Raw genomic sequence first — 16,986 nt, forward strand, 5'->3', positions numbered from 1 at the left:
GCCTTATTTGCAAAGGCTTTTCGAGGTTATCGACTTGGCTTTCTGCGTTACCGCTTGCCGTGTCGATGGAGGCGCATTATAGGGAGTGAATTCGTTCTGGCAACCCCTCTCCTGCAATAAAATTGCAAAAAACTGCTCTTTTTTAGTTATTCATCTCCAACCACAGCTTTTATACAAACTTATCCACAGAAACAGCCTTCAGGTTGTTAGAATGGCCGAAAACAAGGAGGCCAAGATGGACTTGCGACTGAGACCTTACAAAGGAAAACGCCCACAACTGGGCAAGCGAGTATATGTAGACCCCTGCGCCACCCTGGTGGGCGATATCGAGCTGGCCGACGACGCCAGCATCTGGCCCATGGTGGCGGCACGGGGAGATGTGAACCATATCCGCATCGGCGCCCGCAGCAATATTCAGGACGGCACCGTATTGCACCTGACCCGCAAGAGCGCCAGCAACCCGACCGGCTATCCGCTACTGATCGGTGAGGATGTCACGGTCGGCCACAAGGCGATACTGCACGGCTGCACCATCGGCAACCGGGTGCTGGTCGGCATGGGTGCCATTCTGCTTGATGGCGTCGTGGTTGAAGATAATGTGATGATCGGCGCAGGTTCGCTGGTGCCACCGGGCAAGCGACTCGAGTCGGGCTTTCTATATATAGGTAATCCCGTCAAACAGGCTCGCCCGCTCAAGCCGGCCGAGGTCGCCTTCCTCAAAACCTCGGCCGACAATTATGTGCTGCTCAAGGATGAGTATCTGCAAGAGACCTTATAGGGCTGGCAGAAACAGGAAGCCCGGCATGATGCCGGGCTTCGCTTCTTATATAGCTATATAGCCGTGCAGAACGGCTGACCGGAGATCAGTGGGCCTGATCCCAGTTGTCGCCGGTGCCCGCCTCCACCACCAGCGGCACATCCAGTTCGGCTGCGGCAGACATCTTCTCCTTGATGATGGCGATGTACTCCTCCAGCTTCTCTTCACGGATCTCGAACACCAGTTCATCGTGTACCTGCATCAGCATGCGGATCGACTCATCTTCAATCCCACGGATCCAACCATCCACGTTGATCATAGCGCGCTTTATGATGTCGGCAGCCGTACCCTGCATGGGCGCGTTGATTGCGGCCCGTTCGGCGGCCTTGCGCAGACCGGCGTTGCGGGACTTGATATCCGGCAGATAGAGGCGACGGCCAAACAGGGTTTCGACATAACCCTGGGCTTCCGCCTGCTGACGGGTGCGCTCCATATACTCCAGCACGCCCGGATAGCGTTCGAAGTAGAGATCCATGTACTTCTGCGCCTCGGCACGGCCGATACCCAGCTGCTTGGCCAGACCGAAGGCGCTCATACCGTAGATGAGACCAAAGTTGATCGCCTTGGCGCTGCGGCGCATGTCGCTGGTCACCGCATCGAGTGCGACCCCGAATACCTCGGAAGCGGTTGCCTTATGGATGTCCTTGCCCTCAGCGAAGGCGGTCAGCAATCCCTTGTCGCCAGAGAGATGCGCCATAATGCGCAGCTCGATCTGGGAGTAGTCCGCCGCCACCAGCTTGTAACCGGCGCACGGGATAAAGGCCTGCCGGATCCGGCGCCCCTGTTCGTTGCGCACAGGAATGTTCTGCAGGTTGGGATCGGTGGAGGAGAGCCGACCGGTCGCCGCCACCGCCTGATGATAGGAGGTGTGTACCCGTCCGGTCTGCGGCTTGATCATCAGCGGCAGCTTGTCGGTGTAGGTGGACTTGAGCTTGGCCAACCCACGGTGCTCCATCAGGAGGCGCGGCAGCTCATAGGTCTCCGCCAGCTCGGCCAGCACCTCTTCCGCAGTGGATGGTGCTCCCTTGGGGGTCTTTTTGATGATCGGCAGCCCCAGCTTGGTGAAGAGGATCTCCCCCAGCTGCTTGGGCGAGGAGAGGTTGAACTCCTGTCCGGCCAGCTCGTGGGCCTGTTTCTCCAGTTCCGCCAGACGCACTTCGATCTCCTGACTCTGCTGATGCAGCAGCTTGGGTTCGATAGTGGTACCGAGTCGCTCCATCCGCGCCAAAACCGGCAGCAGCGGCAATTCGATCTCGCTGAATACTTTGGCGAGGCCCGGCTCGGCAGAGAGCTTGCCCCACAGCGCCTGATGCAGACGCAGGGTGATGTCGGCATCTTCCGCTGCGTAAGGAGCCGCCTGCTCCAGCTCGATCTGGTTGAAGGTGAGCTGCTTGACCCCCTTGCCGGCGATATCCTCGAACGAGATGGTCTCGGCGTTCAGATACTTGCGAGCCAGTGAATCCATGTCGTGACGGCTGGCAGTGGAGTTGAGCACATAGGACTCGAGCATGGTGTCGTAGGCGATACCCTGCAGCTCGATGCCGTGATTGAGCAGCACGTTGCGGTCGTACTTGAGGTTCTGCCCTACCTTGAGGCGGGCCGGATCTTCCAGCAGCGGCTTGAGCTTGCCGAGTACCACGGCCTCGGTCAGCTGCACCGGCGCCCCCAGATAGTCGTGGCCGAAGGGGACGTAAGCCGCCTTGCCCGGCTCGATGGCAAAGGAGACGCCAACGACCCGCGCTTCCATATAGTCGAGACTGGTGGCCTCGGTATCGAAGGCAAACAGCGGAGCCGCCTGCAGACGGGCCAGCCAGTCGTCGAATTCAGCCTCGTCCAGAATGCAGCGATAGTCGGTCTCGATGGCGGCTACCGGGGCGGCACCGTCATCATCACCTTCGGCTTCGATCTCATCAGCGCCGCCGGATTCCAGCTCTTTGATCAGGTTGCGCAGCTCGTACTCGCGATAGACCGCCAGCAGAGCCTCCTTGTCGATGGGGCCGAGCTGCAGCTCTTCCAGACTCTGATCCAGCGCCACATCGGTCTTGATGGTGGCCAGCACATAGGAGAGGCGCACCTGCTCCTCCTGTTCGCGGAACTTGTCGGCGAACACCTTGGAGCCACGGAAACCGAGTGCAGCCACCTTGTCGAGGTTGGCGGCGATCTCGTCGATACTACCGATCCCCTGCAGCAGGGCCAGTGCGGTCTTCTCGCCAACGCCGGTCATGCCGGGGATGTTGTCCACCTTATCCCCCATCAGGGCCAGGTAGTCGATGATGAGCTCGGGCGGTACGCCGAACTTCTCGATCACCCCTTCCCGATCGGTCTTCACGTCCTTCATGGTGTCGATCAGGGTGACATGGTCGGAGACCAGCTGCGCCATGTCCTTGTCGCCGGTGCTGATCAGCACCGGCAGCTGCTTCTCGGTCGCCTGACGGGCCAGAGTACCGATCACGTCGTCGGCCTCCACCCCTTCCACCATCAGGAAGGGGAAACCCATCGCCTTGATCATCTGGTGGATGGGGGCAACCTGGCTGCGCAGATCGTCCGGCATGCTGGCCCGGTTGGCCTTGTATTCGGGATAGATGTCGTCGCGGAAGGTCTTGCCCTTGGCATCGAACACCACGGCCACGTGGCAGTCGGGGTACTGCTTGCGTAGGCTGCGCATCATGTTGGCCATGACACGGACGGCGCCGCTCGGCAAACCGGTCGAGGTGCGCAGATCGGCCTGCTGGGAGGCAAAGAAGGCGCGGTAAAGATAAGAGGAGCCGTCGACCAGAATAAGGGGATTGCTAGGGGCCATGAAATCGTCCTGCCAGAGATAAACAGCCGCTAGGATGCCACAGGGCCCCCCTCACACCAAGGGGGGCAGATACCCGGCAAAAAGAGCCAGACAAGCCTCAAATCTGTGGATAACTCTGTGCTCAAAAATGGAGTCGCGGAAAAACCACCGTGACAACTCTGTGGATAAAAAACAAAAAATACATACATAACAATATGTTGGGATCACAAAAACTGATCGCCAGACCATGAGAATGATCTCGATCAATGTGGAAAAAAATTTAAGGGAGTAGGTACGGCAGGATCCGAAACGAAACAATCCTAGCACAGCAAGATGACTTGACCAGCGGATGGCGAGCGATAACCATACAAAAGTACAACAATCCATCTTGGCTCACATTTTCAACAACAAGGAGTTTGCCATGAAAAAAGTGGCCGTGATTTTGAGTGGCTGCGGCGTCTTTGACGGGGCAGAAATTCATGAAGCCGTCATCAGCTTGCTGGCACTGGCACGTCAGGGTGCTGCCGTACAGTGCTTCGCTCCGAATGTCACGCAGCTCCATGTGATCAACCACCTGACCGGTGAAGTGAGCGAGGGGGAAAGCCGCAACGTGCTGGTCGAAGCGGCGCGTATCTGCCGTGGCCAGATAAAGGATGTGGCCGAGCTGGATGCAGCCGATTATGACGCCCTGCTGGTACCCGGTGGCTTTGGCGCAGCCAAGAACCTGTGCGACTTCGCCATCAAGGGGGCGGAGTGCCAAATCCAGCCTGATGTGCTGAAGGCGTGCCAGAGCTTTGCCAGTGCCAACAAACCGGCCGCCTACATCTGTATCGCTCCGGCCATGATCCCGCTCATCTACGGCGCCGGCACCCTGGCCACCATAGGCCATGACGAAGGCACCGCCAACGCCATCGAGGCGATGGGTGGCAGCCACCTCAACTGTCCGGTCAACGAGTTCGTGGTGGATCAGGAGCGCAAGGTGATCTCTACTCCTGCCTACATGCTGGCCAGCAATATCGTAGAAGCGGCAGACGGTATCGAGAAAACCGTCAAGCAGCTGCTGGCACTCTGATTGACCAGCCGACCAAAACAAACGGGCCGCTCATGGAGCGGCCCGTTTTCAATTCTCGCGGATAGCGACCGATCAGATGCTTTCGCCCATCTGATCCATCTTGCCCAGCAGGGCACGCAGACGCTCCTGCCATGCAGCGTGCTCGTTGCGCAGCTGATGGTTCTCGTCTTGCAGCTTGGTGTTCTGCTCTTTCAGATCGTCCAGTTCCATCTTCAGCAGGGAGATGTTGTCGACGGCGGATTGTACTTTGGATTCGAGTTGCTCAAGGACTTCTAGTGACATATGCATACCTGTTTGTTCAATTGCGATGCCCCACAGAGGGCGATTCAAGCGCGTGGAGCCAGCATACCCCGAGCCTATCGGCACAAACAAGCCAGTGCGCTGCAAAATGCCTCTTCCACAGAGGTATTGTCTAAATATGCGTCTATTTTTCTCGCATCCTGCGCAGCTTACCGGTGAAGAGCGATATAGCCCCCCATCAGCAGGCAGCCAACCCCGTACATCAGCAGGCCATAGAGCAGGTTGCCACGCAAGATGGCCGCAGCACTCAGGTTGTAACGGGAGGCCAGCGCCAGATTGGATCCGGAGAGCGGGCTGGTGCCCGTGGCAATCCCCCACCCCAGCAGAAAACACATGCCGAGCAGGCTGGGATCCGGTGACAGAGGCCAGAGCAACGGTGCCAGTCCGGAGATACTGATGAGCGGGTGTACCCCGACGATGGCGACCAGCAGGATCAGCAAGAGTGCGAGAGATGCCTCCAGCCAGCCGAAGTGGTTGAACAGCGGTAAACCGTGCCCGCCACCGAGACCGATGACCGACACGGCGCTGTTGATGCCGGCAGCCAGCAGGCCAGCCCCCAGAAACAGCACCAGCTGACCACCGATGGCAGGAAAGCGCTCCACCACCTGCCTTTTGAGCGCGGCCTTGCGGCCGGTATGCGGCATAAACAGCAGCGCCAGCAAGGGTGCCACCAGCGCGATAACGGCCATGATGCCGAGATCTGGCCAGATCTGCTTGATGAGCAGCACCAGCCCGGCCAGGGTGATCGGCAGTCCCAGGGTCTGCAGCCGCAGCGGATAGCCGGCAAAATCCGCCACCCCGATCCGCTCTACCTGCCAGGCCGTTATCGTCATAGCCAGCAGGGTCGCCACCACGCCAAACGGCAAGATGTTCGACAGCCTGAGGCCCGGTGCGTAAGTGAGTGCCACCGCCATGGCGACAAAGAAGGGGGACCAGAAGGCGGCGACACAGAAGATGCGGCTCAGCACCAGCACCTGACGTCGCTCAAGGGTACCGTTACGCTCCAGCCGATCGCCGATGATAAAAAGCACCGAGAGGTTGATGACGGCCCCCAGCAGATTGAGGCTGGCCATGGTGCTCCACAGCCCCTTGCGCCCTTGCCATGAGGTAGTGCCGGTCAAGAGACCCGAGGTAGCGAGATTGAGGGTGCTCACCGCAGCAAACATGGTGAGCATATTGATGTTGGGCAGCAGCCAGGCATCGGCACTGAAGCTGGCACCCCGCCACCAGGAGAAGAGCAACAGCACAAACGCAGCACCGTAAAGTGCCAGCGCCTGCCGTCTGGCTGCACCGGCCAGCCAGGGCCAGGTAAGCAGGGAGGCAGCCCAGGCAGCAATGGCCGCCGGCCAGGGAGAGAACCCCAGATAGAGATGCAGCAGGTTTAGCAGCCACATCCCCAGGATCAGATAACCCGACCAGCGTTTGGCCATCGACTACTCCGGCCGGGAGATCAGAGGCACTGATCCATATCCAGTGAAGGCTTGTCGCACTCCGGGCGACCGACGATCTTGGCGGGTACGCCCGCGACTGTGGTATGGGGTGGCACCGGGTTGATCACCACGCTGCCGGCGCCGATTTTGGCGCCCATGCCCACTTCGATATTGCCGAGCACCTTGGCGCCCGCCCCTATCATCACCCCTTCGCGGATCTTGGGATGGCGATCGCCACTCTCTTTGCCGGTACCACCCAGCGTCACGCTCTGCAGGATGGAGACGTCATCTTCAATCACCGCCGTCTCGCCCACCACTATGCCGGTGGCGTGGTCAAACATGATCCCCTTGCCGATGCGGGCGGCCGGATGCACATCGACCCCGAATACCACCGAGATCTGGTTCTGCAGGTAGAGCGCCAGCGAGCGGCGCCCCTGACGCCACAGCCAGTTGGCGACCCGATAGCCCTGTAGGGCATGGAACCCCTTGAGGTAGAGCAGCGGAGTGGAGAAGAGGTCAACCGCCGGATCGCGATCCTGTACGGCACAGATGTCGGCGGCAACCACGGCCAGCAGCTCCGGCTCGCTGCGCAGCGCCAGCTCGATCACCTCGCGCAGGGCGATGGCGGGCATGGTGGCGCTGTCGAGCTTGTTGGCCAGCTGGAAGCTGAGGGCCGAGCGCAAATTCTTGTGATTGAGAATGGTGGAGTGGAAGAAGCTGGCCAGCATCGGCTCCTGGGCCGCCATGCACTGTGCTTCTTGCTGAATTTTCTGCCAGGTTTTGGCAACCAGATCATCCATGTTGCAGCCTACTGTTGTTCAGGGTGAGGGCTCTGTTGTTCTTTTGTCAGCACCGAGATGGGGTCCATGTGGATAATTACGTCCATTCGCTCGAAAGCCTGGCGCACGGCCAGCTCGGCTTCATCGGCGATTTGATGGGCCTTGACCAGAGGGATCTGGTCATCCAGCTCCAGGTGCAGCTGCACAAAGCGGGTCGGCCCCGACTGGCGGGTGCGCAGATCGTGGACGCCGTGAACCCCTTCGACGGCGCAGCAGAGGGCCATTATTCTCGCTTGTTCTTCGGCTGGCAACTGACGATCGAGCAGCGCCTGCACCGATTCGTAACCAATATGCAACGCACCCCACAGCAGGAACAGACCGATCAAGATGGCAAACAGGCCGTCGGCCCAGTACCACCCCAGTCCTGCCAACACCAGCGCCAGCAGCACCCCGGCGTTGAGCAGCAGATCAGAGCGGTAGTGCAGCATGTCGGCCTTGATGGCGACGCTGTTGGTCTTGCGAATGACAAAGCTCTGGAAGCTGACCAGCAGCAGGGTCAGCACGATGGAGCCACCACTGACCCAGAGGCCCGCCTCCAGCCGCTCGATGGGTGCCTGCTTGAGCAGCGACGAGATGCCGTGCATCACCAGCAGCAAAGCGGAACCCGAGATAAAGGCCGACTGGATGAGTCCGGCCAGCGACTCGGCCTTGCCGTGACCGAAGCGGTGCTCGTCATCGGCAGGGGCCAGCGCATAACGGATGGCCAGCAGGTTGATGATGGAGGCGCTCACATCCATAAAGGAGTCAGTCAGGGATGCCAGCAAGGTTGATGAATCTGTCATCAGCCAGGCGATCAGTTTGCCGATGATGAGCAGGGTGGCGGTCGTGACGGCCGCCATGCTGGCAAAGGTAACCCAACGGGAATATTGTTGATGGCTCAAAACCGGCTTTCCTCTGGCGATGAAAAACTTATTATACCCTGACCCCGGCGTCAGTTTGGCGCGAAAATCTGCGGAATAATACCCGATGAACAGAATACTCCTGGTCGACGACGATCTTGAATTGACCCAGTTGCTCACCGAAATTCTGACCCTGGAGGGATTTCAGGTCACGGTCGCCGAGGATGGTGAAGAGGGGCTGCAACGACTGGCAGAGCAGAGCTTCAATCTGGTACTGCTCGATGTGATGATGCCCAAACTCAACGGCTTCGCCATGCTGGCCAAGCTGCGCAAGACCCATGAAACACCGGTACTGATGCTGACCGCCCGTGGCGACAGCCAGGATCGGGTCAACGGTCTTGAGGCGGGGGCCGACGACTATCTGGCCAAGCCTTTCGATGACCGGGAGCTGCTGGCCCGAGTGCGCGCCATCCTGCGCCGTACCCAGAGCGCCCCGCCCCAGCGCGGCAACTCCTCCGACGAAGTCAGCTTTATGGACATAGTGCTGCAACCCGGCCTGCAGCAGGCCCGCTGCGGTGAGCAGCTGCTGGAGCTGACCGCCACCGAGTTCGGCCTGCTGGAGTGCCTGCTGCGCAACCCTGGCCAGATCGTCAGCAAAAGCCACCTCTCCGAGCATGTGCTCGGCAAGAAGCTGGAGCCCTTCGATCGCGCCATCGACATGCACCTGAGCAACCTGCGCAAGAAACTGCCGGAGCGCGCCGATGGTCAGCCCCGCTTCAAAACCGTACGGGGGCGCGGCTATCTGTGGCTCGAGCAAGAATAAAGGGGGGCACCTCCCTCAACGGGATCTCGACCCACATCTTCCTCTGGTTCTGGTTTATGTTGCTGGTGATCCTCGCGGCAGTGATCAGCCTGCCGACGCTCGATCCCCGCAACCAGATCCCGCTGCCCACCCACGAGGTGGCGCGGATGCAGAACAATGTGCAGGCGCTGCTCAATGCCGCCGACCCGGATCAGGATTTCGATCTGGCCAAGGCGATGGACAAGATTGCCATGCTGCCGGTGGACAACGTCTATATCCGCGACGAGAAGGGGCAGATCCAGTCCACCACCCATCCACGCAAGTTCGTGGTGCGCTTCATGGTGGATGCCGATGACCCGGGTAAGCCCATGCTGCGCAACGAGCACCGCAAGGCGATCGCCGGCCCCTTTCTGATGCAGCATCACGGCCACAGCTACCACGTCTATTTCGGGCTCAATGCCGAAAACCCCTACCTGTTCTTGTTCATTCAGGTGCTGGATCACCCGATCCGCATTCTCGGGGTGGCCATGCTGATCAGCACACCGCTCTGTCTGCTGCTCGCCTGGCGGTTGACCCGCCCGATCCTGCAGTTGCAGAAATCAGTCTCCCAGCTGGCAGCCGGCAACCTTGAGGTGCAGATCCCCAACCTTGGCCGCCGCGACGAGATCGGCCAGCTGGCCGACCATGTCAGCCGCATGGTGGATACGCTCAAGAGCATGATCCAGAAGCAGAAACAGCTGCTTTCAGACATCTCTCACGAGCTGCGCAGCCCCTTAACCCGGATGCAGCTGGCGCAGGCGCTGATCCGCCGCAAGCAGGGCGATAGCGCCGAGCTGGCCCGGATCGAATCGGAGATAGGCCGACTGGACAAGCTGATCGGTGACCTGCTCGACCTGTCGCGGGTACAGCAACATGTGGAGGCCCCCGTCGTGCAGCCGCTGGCCGACCTGCTGGAACCCATGCTCGAAGATGCCATGTTCGAGGCGAACCAGAGCGGCAAACAGCTCAGGCTGCCGCAACTGCCGACCGAGGCGATCCAGATGTGGCCGGAGCTGCTCTCGCGAGCCATCGAGAACCCGCTGCGCAACGCCCTCAAATATGCCCGCGAGTTCATCAAGGTGGAGTGGTATCGGGATGGCAAGGAGTGGGTGATGACCATTCGGGATGACGGGCCCGGCGTACCCGACGAGCAGCAGCCGCTGCTGTTCCAGCCCTTCTTCCGGGTCGATGATGCCCGCAATGCCAAGACCGGCGGAACCGGGCTGGGGCTGGCCATCGCGGCGGAGGCGATCCAGCGTCACGGCGGCACCATTGCCGCCAGCAACAACCACCCGACCGGCCTCACCGTCACCATCAAACTACCGGTCGCCTGACCCTTTTCATCGGCACGGGCGCTGGGTATGCTGGCGCCCCTTCTTGCCTTTACATCTCTTTGCAGGAGCTCGTCATGCTCGATATCGTCCTCTACCAGCCGGAAATTCCGCCCAATACCGGCAATATCATCCGGCTTTGCGCCAACACCGGATACCGGCTCCATCTGATCGAGCCGCTGGGATTTGAGTGGGATGACAAGCGGGTGAAGCGGGCAGGACTCGACTATCACGAGTTTGCCGAGGTGAAGCGCTGGCCGAGCTATGAAGCCTTTCTGGCAGAAGTGGCGCCCAAGCGGGTATTTGCCTGCACCACCAAGGGACGCACTGCGCACTCGGCCGTGCAGTTTGCCCTTGGCGACGCCCTGCTGTTCGGGCCAGAGAGCCGCGGTCTGCCCATCGAGATCATCGAGAGCCTGCCATTCGAGCAGCGGGTACGCATTCCCATGCTGCCCCAGAGTCGCAGCATGAACCTCTCCAACGCGGTCTCGGTCTTTGTCTACGAGAGCTGGCGTCAGCTCGGTTATCCCGGCGCCATGTAAGCGCCACAGATGATCAGTGGCGGGCGTCCAGCAGGCGCCCGCTTCGCTCCAGTCGCCAGCAGCTGATCCCGAGCGACAAGCCACGCCCTACCATCAGCGCGGCCATCGCAGCCCACAGTGCCGCAACACCCCACGACTGACAGAGCCACCAGATCGGGAAGAAACCGCCAAACGCCGCCAACAGCATGCTGTTGCGCATCTCCTTCGCCCGGGTCGCCCCGATGAATACGCCATCCAGCAGGAAACACCAGACCGCCAGCAAGGGCATCACTACCAGCCAGGGCAGGTGGCGGGTTGCCTCTGCCACGACCGCCGGAATATCGGTGATGTAGCCGATAAGGTGGCTACCGAAGAGGGCAAATACCAGAGTAAAACCGCTGGCAATGAGGGCCGCCCAGCCCAGATTGAGCAGGATGGCCTCCCGCAACCGGTGCCGATCCCGCAAGCCGATGGCCCGCCCGACCATGGCCTCGACGGCATAGGCGAAGCCATCGAGCCCGTAGGAGATAAGCATCAGGAAGTTGAGCAGCACTGCATTGGCCGCCACCGCCACATCGCCCAACCGGGCACCTTGCAGAGTCATAAAGGCAAAACAGAGCTGCAGGGATAAGGAGCGCAGGAAGATATCGCGGTTGAGGCCAAGCAGCCGCACCATGGGAGCAAGCTGGCGCCAGCGCTGCCAGCCATCCTGCCACACCGTCGGCGCCAATTGCCGCAGCTGACGAGATACCAGCCAGATGCCGACTCCCAGCGCGCAGTAATCGGCCAGCACCGAGGCCGCCGCCACGCCGCGCACCTGCCAGCCGAGCCCCAGCACAAACAGGGCGTCGAGCGCCATGTTGACCAGATTGGTGAGGATCAGCATCACCATGGGGCTGCGGGCATCCTGCATCCCCAGCAGCCAACCCATGATCACCAGATTGCAGAGCGCCGCCGGAGCGCTCCAGATCCGCACCGCCACGTACTGGCCAGCATAGAGCTGCACCTCGGGCGAGCCGCCGCTCAGGGCAATTAGCCATGGCAACAGGGGAAACAGCAGCAGAAGCAGGACCAGCCCGAGGGCAACGGCCAGCCCCAACCCGCGCAGCAGGGTATCGATCTGGGCCCGCCCGTCGGCAGCACCGTGAGCCTGCGCCGTCAGTCCGGTGGTGGACATTCGCAGAAAGCCGAGCAACCAGAAGATGAGATTGATGAGGGTCGCCCCGACCGAGACGCCCCCGAGAAACCAGGCCTGCCCGAGATGACCGATCACCCAGGTGTCCACCAGCCCCAGCAGGGGGGTGGTGATATTGGAGAAGACCATCGGCAGGGCGAGGGCAAAGACGGCGCGGTGGCGAGAAGGATCTCGCCACCAGGGAGCAACAGAGTGCGTCACTCTCAGTGACCTGTCAGCTTCAGGATGCGGGAGAAGTCGGAGAGCATGCTATCCATCTGTACCAGCGGTACCTGGCCGCGCTCCACCTTGGGCCTAAATACCCCCTGCAACTTGCCCTTGGGGTTGATGAGGACGATGGAGGCGGAGTGATCGATCAGGTAATCCTTCTCCCCCTCCTTGGCGATGGAGTAGACCAGCCCCAGATTGCGCACAAACGGGAACAGCTTGTCGTGTGGCGCCGTCGCAGCCTTGAACTCGGGGTTGAAGAAGGCGGTATAGGTCTTGAGACGGGCAGGATCATCGCGCTGGGGATCCGCCGATACAAAAACCACCTGAGTGGTCGGTGCCAGCTTCTTCAGCTGATCGTAGACGGAGCGTATATCGGCCAGCGTGGTGGGGCAGATATCGGGACAATAGGTGTAACCGACGAAGAGAAAGGTCCAGTGGCCCAGCAAGTTGGCCGGGGTGAATGGCTTGTTGTCGGCATCGATCAGCTGGAAGTTGTTGATGTCCCGCCCGACCGGATAGTAGTCAGCATGCTCCGGCCGTTTTGGCTGGGTGAGGTAGAAGGCAAGGATCAGGCAGCCTGTCAGCAGCAGAAACAGCAGGGGATAGCGAAGCTTCATCATAACAAGAGACCCTTTCGGTTCAGTACACACAGCATCGATAGCCAGACAGGTGGGGGATTGTACCCCAGCAGGGCATGAACTGGAGACTCCTTGTACACGGCTCTGTCAGGAACAGACCGTTTGGTTCAATTAAGCAGCAACCGCAAAAACAAAAACCGGCTCTTGAGCGAGCCGGTTTTGTGAGTCTCTGGCGCCATCCATCCCCTTCACGGGCGGTTAATGCGCCTCCGCTGCAGCATTTTACCGAGCGCTCTGGCACTGATGGGGATCACGGGGGCCAACCAGTTTTCCTGCGACTTGGCAACACCATGGCTCCGCTTGAACAACAGCACCAGCTGTACCACCTTCTCTTTCGGGCAACCCAGCCAGAGCGTCCAGTGCGAGCCCTTGTGGTGCAGCCAGAGCCCATAGAACCAGGTCAACCGGCTGCCTCTGAAAAAACGGGTGATGGAGGATACCGGTGCCAGTTCCCTCACCCCTGTATCCCATGGAGATCTCGATGCCATAACCAGTCCTCCCTGACCGACAAGTTATGCTGTTTCGCCTGCCCGACTCTGCCGGCAGCACGGCGACTTGCCATACCACGAGTGACGCCCCATGGCAGGGGCGCCCCCTCTCCCTTCATATCCCGTGAAGGTGCATTGTCCACGCTTGTTCTGACTTTGCCCCTATTACCCGCCACAGGCCGGCAACGCATGGCAAGAAGTCTCTTTATTGGCGAGACCCTGATTTGAGCATATATCCGAAATGAATGATTGGCAGCCACTCCCTTCGTCGAACACCTGTCGAGTCTTGTAGCAATAGGCGAGTGGCAGGGCTAACAGGAAAGGCGCAAAAAACAAAACGGCCTCCCGCAGGAGGCCGTCTCATGGCAAAGGGATAATTACATCCAGTCGGCGTTGCGGATCACGCCGACGGCCAGACCTTCGATAGTGAGGTGCTGGCTGGAGAGATCCACCTTGATGGGGGAGAGCTCTTCGTTTTCCGGCAGCAGCCACACCTGGCTACCCTTGCGCTGGAAGCGCTTGACGGTGACATCCTCATCAAGACGAGCCACCACCACCTGACCGTTGCGCACCTCCTGAGTCTTGTGCACCGCCAGCAGGTCGCCATCCAGAATGCCGATGTTCTTCATGCTCATCCCCTGCACCCGCAGCAGAAAATCTGCCCGCGGATGGAACAGGGCGGGATCCACCTGATAGTGGCTCTCGATATGCTCCTGCGCCAGGATAGGTTCACCGGCAGCCACCTTGCCAATCAGGGGCAGGCCGCTCTCTTCCAGCACCTCTTCCTCCTCTTCAAGCAGCAGGCGGATGCCGCGGGACGTGCCCGGCATGATCTCGATGACCCCTTTTTTGGCCAGGGCCTTCAGATGTTCTTCGGCCGCATTAGCCGACTTGAAACCAAGCTTCTGGGCAATCTCGGCGCGAGTCGGCGGCATGCCGGTTTCGCTCATATTCGCCTTGATCAACTCCAGCACTTCGGCCTGGCGGGGAGTAAGGGGTTTCATAGAATGGGCACCTGTCTTTTTATACAGCACACTGGCAGTATATACAGTGCAGTGACCAAGGCAAGGCAGAGCTGACATTTGTCGCGACAAACCGCTCATTTATCGCTGTTTTGATCCTGCGCAGCTGACTCATCGTACCTCTCGGCGACAAGGGGCCGCCGATTTGCTATGCTCACGCCGCATTTTTTTGGAGAGCAGACGCACATGTCCCTAGGACAGAAGATTTCCAGAGCCATCTTGCAATGGCCGGTCAGCGGCTTGGTCAATCACAAGAGCCTGCCGGAAAATCCCATCACAGAACTCAATCTGGATCCGGCCAGACCCATCGTCTACGCCCTGAAGACCAGTTCGATCACTGACCTGATGACCCTGCAGCAATGCTGTGAGGATCTCGGTCTGCCCGGCCCCTTCACCCCGCTGGAGCTTAACGGCCAGCTGCTGCCGCGCTATGTCTGTCTGGATCGTCCGCCTCCCCTGTTTGGCAAACGCAGCAAACCGCTCCCCTTCCTGCAGGAGTTCCACCAGCTGCTGGATCTGCACAAGCAGGATCCCGAGCTGGATATCCAGGTGGTGCCCGTCACCCTGTTCTGGGGTCGTGCGCCGGGTCGGGAAGGCGAAGAGGCATCCGGCTGGAACATCATCAGCAGTCTGGCGCCGAACCGACTGAAGAAAGCGCTCATCGTGATCCTCAAAGGTCGCGAGAATCTGGTGCGCTTCTCGCCGCCGCTCTCCCTGCGCTATATGGCGGACAAACATGGCACCGACGAAGGGATCGCCCACAAACTGGCGCGGGTGGCTCGTACCCATTTCAGCCGCCAGCAGCTGGCCGCCACCGGCCCGAAACTGCCGAACCGCCACCTGCTGTTCAAACAGCTGCTCGACTCCGAAGTGATCCAGCAGGCGATTGAAGAGGAGGCCCAGCGCGAAGGGATCAGCCTCGAGAAAGCCAAGAAGCGGGCTCACGGCTATATGGACGAGATCGCCTCCGACTTCTCCTATCGGCTGATCCGTCTCGGCGAGAGTTTCCTCGGCTGGCTGTGGAACAAGCTCTACCGCGGGCTCTCCGTCAACGGCGCCGAGAAGGTACGCCAGCTGGCACAGGAAGGGCACGAGATCGTCTATGTCCCCTGCCACCGCAGCCACATGGACTACCTGCTGCTCTCCTACGTCATCTATCACCAGGGGATGGTACCGCCCCATATCGCGGCGGGCATCAACCTCAACTTCTGGCCGGCTGGCCCGATTTTCCGCCACGGCGGCGCCTTCTTCATCCGCCGCACCTTCAAGGGCAACCCGCTCTACAGCACGGTATTTCGTGAATACCTCAACCTGCTGTTCGCCAAGGGTTACTCGGTGGAGTACTTCACCGAGGGTGGCCGCTCCCGTACCGGTCGCCTGCTGCCACCCAAGACCGGCATGCTGGCGATGACCCTGCAGGCGATGATGCGCGGGCTGGACAGACCGGTCACTCTGGTGCCCGTCTATCTGGGTTACGAGCACGTGATGGAGGTGAACACCTACCACAACGAGCTCAAGGGCAGCCGCAAGGAGAAAGAGAGCTTCCTGCAGGTGCTCGGCATCCTGCGCAAACTGCGCAACTACGGCCGCGGCTTCGTCAACTTCGGCGAACCGCTGACCCTCAACAGCTACCTGAGCGAGCATATTCCCGACTGGAAACAACACATCGGGGAAGAGGAGCGTCCGGAGTGGATGGCGGGTACCGTCAACGAACTGGCCGAGCTGCTGATGACTCGCATCAACGGGGCTGCCGCGGTCAATGGCCTGACCCTGAGCGCGCTGGCACTGCTGGCCGCCGAGCGTCACGCCCTGACCCGCGACGAACTGCAGGCCCAGCTCAACACCTATCTGGATCTGCTCAAGCAGGTGCCCTACAGCCCGCACAGCACCATGCCGGCCGAAGATGCCGCTACCCTGCTGGATCAGGCGATGGAGCTCAACAAGTTCGAGGTGAGCGAGGACAAGCTGGGCCAGATCATCAGTCTCGACCGCTATCAGGCGATCCTGCTGACCTACTACCGCAACAACATCCTCCACCTGTTCGCCATGCCCTCGCTGGTAGCAGCCCTGATCGAGCGCTGCGAAGGGATCTCCCACAGCGAGCTGCTGGCCCGCTGCATCGACATCTATCCGCTGCTCAAGACCGAGCTGTTCCTGCGCTACGAAGAAGATGAGCTGCCGGAGCTGGTCGAGGCCCTGCTGGCCGAACTGCAGCGTCAGCAACTCATCGAGGCGCGCGATGGCGGCTACTGGGTCAACCCGGCCAACCAGATGCGCCTGCTGCTGCTGGCGGAGAGCATTCAGGAGACCCTGCAGCGCTACGCCATCGTGCTGACCCGGGTGCTGGCCCAGCCCCATATCGAGGCGGAGCAGCTGGAAGCGGACGGCCTGATGATGGCAGAGCGCCTCGGCACTTTGCACGGCATCAACGCCCCCGAGTTCTTCGACCAGAAGCTGTTCAGCACCCTGATCCACACCCTGCGCAAGGAGGGTTACTTCTCCTCCGACTGCAAGCCGGATCTCGGCCGCTTCCAGGCTCTGGCCGACAACATAGTGCCGCTGCTGAGCAACAAGATCCGCCGTACCATTCAGGCGGGCAACCAGCTCTGATCTGCAACGCAAACAAAGAAGGCCGCATGATGCGGCCTTCTTTTTATCGGAGTT

General features: G+C 60.4%; 15 protein-coding genes. 6 read left to right on the forward strand and 9 right to left on the reverse strand.

All coding sequences use genetic code 11. The features are described from left to right. The first annotated feature begins 235 nt into the window (after window positions 1-235). Window positions 236-778 (forward strand): gamma carbonic anhydrase family protein, encoded by a 543-nt coding sequence (locus tag BS300_RS20040; protein WP_071914942.1) that lies wholly within the window; start codon window positions 236-238, stop codon window positions 776-778. An 85-nt stretch (window positions 779-863) separates the two neighbouring features. On the opposite strand, the gene polA is transcribed toward BS300_RS20040, so the two are convergent. Beyond that, on the reverse strand, window positions 864-3,617 hold the full coding sequence (polA, locus tag BS300_RS20045) for a DNA polymerase I (RefSeq protein WP_071914892.1): 2,754 nt from the start codon (window positions 3,615-3,617) through the stop codon (window positions 864-866). Between the two features lie 400 nt (window positions 3,618-4,017). Between polA and elbB the strand changes: the two genes are divergently transcribed. Continuing rightward, a complete protein-coding gene (gene elbB / locus BS300_RS20055; protein ID WP_071914944.1) occupies window positions 4,018-4,668 on the forward strand; it encodes an isoprenoid biosynthesis glyoxalase ElbB in 651 nt (216 codons plus the stop codon). Window positions 4,669-4,740: 72 nt separating this feature from the next. On the opposite strand, the gene BS300_RS21395 is transcribed toward elbB, so the two are convergent. From BS300_RS21395 to BS300_RS20075, 4 genes are all read right to left on the reverse strand, one after another. After that, window positions 4,741-4,950: a cell division protein ZapB gene (locus tag BS300_RS21395; protein ID WP_033113622.1), complete on the reverse strand. Its 210-nt coding sequence runs from the start codon at window positions 4,948-4,950 to the stop codon at window positions 4,741-4,743. A gap of 167 nt (window positions 4,951-5,117) precedes the next feature. After that, window positions 5,118-6,398: a hypothetical protein gene (locus BS300_RS20065; protein ID WP_071914894.1), complete on the reverse strand. Its 1,281-nt coding sequence runs from the start codon at window positions 6,396-6,398 to the stop codon at window positions 5,118-5,120. 20 nt (window positions 6,399-6,418) lie between these two features. Beyond that, complete coding sequence (gene cysE / locus BS300_RS20070; RefSeq protein ID WP_071914897.1) at window positions 6,419-7,198, reverse strand: serine O-acetyltransferase; 780 nt, start codon at window positions 7,196-7,198, stop codon at window positions 6,419-6,421. An 8-nt stretch (window positions 7,199-7,206) separates the two neighbouring features. Continuing rightward, entirely contained in the window at window positions 7,207-8,118 is a 912-nt protein-coding gene (locus tag BS300_RS20075; RefSeq protein ID WP_071914899.1) for a cation diffusion facilitator family transporter, read from the reverse strand. Window positions 8,119-8,203: 85 nt separating this feature from the next. Here BS300_RS20075 and BS300_RS20080 point away from each other — a divergent pair, with 85 nt between their 5' ends. The 3 genes from BS300_RS20080 to trmL all read left to right on the forward strand — a co-directional run bounded on the left by BS300_RS20080 (window position 8,204) and on the right by trmL (window position 10,790). Beyond that, the gene (locus BS300_RS20080) at window positions 8,204-8,899 is read left to right on the forward strand and encodes a response regulator (protein ID WP_071914902.1); all 696 of its coding nucleotides are present in this window, start codon (window positions 8,204-8,206) and stop codon (window positions 8,897-8,899) included. Continuing rightward, a complete protein-coding gene (locus BS300_RS20085) occupies window positions 8,881-10,251 on the forward strand; it encodes an ATP-binding protein (protein WP_239693846.1) in 1,371 nt (456 codons plus the stop codon). Before BS300_RS20080 ends, BS300_RS20085 begins: the two co-directional genes overlap by 19 nt. A gap of 74 nt (window positions 10,252-10,325) precedes the next feature. After that, on the forward strand, window positions 10,326-10,790 hold the full coding sequence (trmL, locus tag BS300_RS20090; RefSeq protein WP_042030399.1) for a tRNA (uridine(34)/cytosine(34)/5-carboxymethylaminomethyluridine(34)-2'-O)-methyltransferase TrmL: 465 nt from the start codon (window positions 10,326-10,328) through the stop codon (window positions 10,788-10,790). A gap of 13 nt (window positions 10,791-10,803) precedes the next feature. Here trmL and dinF read toward each other — a convergent pair whose 3' ends face one another. From dinF to lexA, 4 genes are all read right to left on the reverse strand, one after another. Continuing rightward, on the reverse strand, window positions 10,804-12,165 hold the full coding sequence (dinF, locus tag BS300_RS20095) for an MATE family efflux transporter DinF (protein ID WP_071914904.1): 1,362 nt from the start codon (window positions 12,163-12,165) through the stop codon (window positions 10,804-10,806). Window positions 12,166-12,167: 2 nt separating this feature from the next. Next, the gene (locus BS300_RS20100) at window positions 12,168-12,794 is read right to left on the reverse strand and encodes an SCO family protein (RefSeq protein WP_042030396.1); all 627 of its coding nucleotides are present in this window, start codon (window positions 12,792-12,794) and stop codon (window positions 12,168-12,170) included. A gap of 206 nt (window positions 12,795-13,000) precedes the next feature. Next, window positions 13,001-13,216: a hypothetical protein gene (locus tag BS300_RS20105; protein WP_083593557.1), complete on the reverse strand. Its 216-nt coding sequence runs from the start codon at window positions 13,214-13,216 to the stop codon at window positions 13,001-13,003. 461 nt (window positions 13,217-13,677) lie between these two features. Continuing rightward, window positions 13,678-14,304 (reverse strand): transcriptional repressor LexA, encoded by a 627-nt coding sequence (lexA, locus tag BS300_RS20110; protein ID WP_071914908.1) that lies wholly within the window; start codon window positions 14,302-14,304, stop codon window positions 13,678-13,680. Between the two features lie 204 nt (window positions 14,305-14,508). Here lexA and plsB point away from each other — a divergent pair, with 204 nt between their 5' ends. Next, a complete protein-coding gene (plsB, locus tag BS300_RS20115; protein WP_071914910.1) occupies window positions 14,509-16,932 on the forward strand; it encodes a glycerol-3-phosphate 1-O-acyltransferase PlsB in 2,424 nt (807 codons plus the stop codon). The last annotated feature ends 54 nt before the right edge of the window (window positions 16,933-16,986 follow it).

The organism is Aeromonas sp. SCS5, assembly GCF_001887375.1.
In the GTDB taxonomy this organism is placed as follows: Bacteria; Pseudomonadota; Gammaproteobacteria; order Enterobacterales; family Aeromonadaceae; genus Aeromonas; species Aeromonas jandaei.

Excerpts from the sequence above, each read along its gene's own strand:
- BS300_RS20040 (WP_071914942.1), top strand. The coding sequence starts at position 236 with ATGGACTTGCGACTGAGACCTTACAAAGGAAAACGCCCACAACTGGGC.
- polA (WP_071914892.1), bottom strand. The coding sequence starts at position 3,617 with ATGGCCCCTAGCAATCCCCTTATTCTGGTCGACGGCTCCTCTTATCTT.
- elbB (WP_071914944.1), top strand. The coding sequence starts at position 4,018 with ATGAAAAAAGTGGCCGTGATTTTGAGTGGCTGCGGCGTCTTTGACGGG.
- BS300_RS21395 (WP_033113622.1), bottom strand. The coding sequence starts at position 4,950 with ATGTCACTAGAAGTCCTTGAGCAACTCGAATCCAAAGTACAATCCGCC.
- BS300_RS20065 (WP_071914894.1), bottom strand. The coding sequence starts at position 6,398 with ATGGCCAAACGCTGGTCGGGTTATCTGATCCTGGGGATGTGGCTGCTA.
- cysE (WP_071914897.1), bottom strand. The coding sequence starts at position 7,198 with ATGGATGATCTGGTTGCCAAAACCTGGCAGAAAATTCAGCAAGAAGCA.
- BS300_RS20080 (WP_071914902.1), top strand. The coding sequence starts at position 8,204 with ATGAACAGAATACTCCTGGTCGACGACGATCTTGAATTGACCCAGTTG.
- trmL (WP_042030399.1), top strand. The coding sequence starts at position 10,326 with ATGCTCGATATCGTCCTCTACCAGCCGGAAATTCCGCCCAATACCGGC.
- BS300_RS20100 (WP_042030396.1), bottom strand. The coding sequence starts at position 12,794 with ATGATGAAGCTTCGCTATCCCCTGCTGTTTCTGCTGCTGACAGGCTGC.
- lexA (WP_071914908.1), bottom strand. The coding sequence starts at position 14,304 with ATGAAACCCCTTACTCCCCGCCAGGCCGAAGTGCTGGAGTTGATCAAG.
- plsB (WP_071914910.1), top strand. The coding sequence starts at position 14,509 with ATGTCCCTAGGACAGAAGATTTCCAGAGCCATCTTGCAATGGCCGGTC.